The sequence below is a fragment of the Streptomyces sp. LMG1-1-1.1 genome (assembly GCF_040815545.1).
Taxonomy (GTDB): domain Bacteria; phylum Actinomycetota; class Actinomycetes; order Streptomycetales; family Streptomycetaceae; genus Streptomyces.
Genome location: NZ_JBFPNH010000092.1, coordinates 1 through 979, shown reverse-complemented (window position 1 = coordinate 979; position 979 = coordinate 1). Strand labels below are relative to the sequence as shown.

Below are 979 nucleotides of genomic sequence, written 5' to 3'. Positions count from 1 at the left end.
CTAGACGAGTAAGTCCGAAGTGCTGGTCAGTGGTCGTAGGCGATGAGTGACCTGGTCAGGGCTGTGGTGTTGGCCCGGTTGTGCCAGATGGCGGCGGTCAGGGCCAGGATGCGTTGTCCGACGCGGGCCAGGACCCCGGCTGGGGTTCTGGCGCCGTGGCGTTCGAGGTCGAGCTGGCCTTTGAGCGTGTCGTTGACGGACTCGATCAGCTGCCGGATCGGTTTGAGTAGCTGCTCCCCCGGCCTCGCTTTGAGGTTGCGGTAGCTGGGTCGCAGCAGGGTCAGGCCGTGGTCGGCCATGAAGATGTCCAGGTGCTTGGAGACGTAGCCCTTGTCTCCGACGACGGTCTGGCCAGGGTGCGTGGTCAGCAGGTCCTGGTCGCCCGTGAGCATGTCGGCCAGGACTTCGCGTTCGTCGATCTTGGGGTTGGCCAGGGCCCAGGAGATGGGCAGGCCGCCGGGTGTGCAGAGCAGGTGCAGGCGCAGGCCCCAGAAGAAGCGCGAGTGCGAGGGGCAGTAGCCGTAGCCGGCCCAGCCCGCGAGGTCGGAGCGTTTGACCGTGGGGCGTGAGCGGGCGCATTCGACGGGTGTGGAGTCGACGATCCACACGTCGTCGTGCCACAGGTCGGTGTCCCGGGCGAGAGTGCGGATGAACCGGCTGATCAGCCCGTTCGCGGCCCGCAAGCGCTTGTTGTAGCCGGATTGTTTGGGCAGGTAGGGGAACTCGGTGGTCAGGTGGGCGCGAGCGAACCGCAGCCAGCGGGTCTCTGAGGCGAAACCGAGTACGGCTTGCATGACGGCGAGCGTCAACAGCTCGGCATCCGTCAGCCTCGGCGGACGACCCAAGCGCCGCGTTCCTGCCAGAGAGTCATCGATCCTCACGTAAAGTGCTGTTGCGAGGGTCTTGAGGTTTGTCGTCACAAACGAACCAACGAGACCCTCGCTTCATGCGCCCGCAGACTTCGGACTTATTCGTCTAG

Annotated in this window: 1 protein-coding gene; it reads right to left on the bottom strand. The window is 65.2% G+C overall.

Features of this window, described 5'->3' with window-relative positions; all coding sequences use genetic code 11:
* Positions 1 to 26 precede the first annotated feature (26 nt).
* Entirely contained in the window at positions 27 to 920 is an 894-nt protein-coding gene (locus tag MRBLMG1_RS36165; RefSeq protein ID WP_367828405.1) for an IS982 family transposase, read from the bottom strand.
* Between the last annotated feature and the right edge of the window lie 59 nt (positions 921 to 979).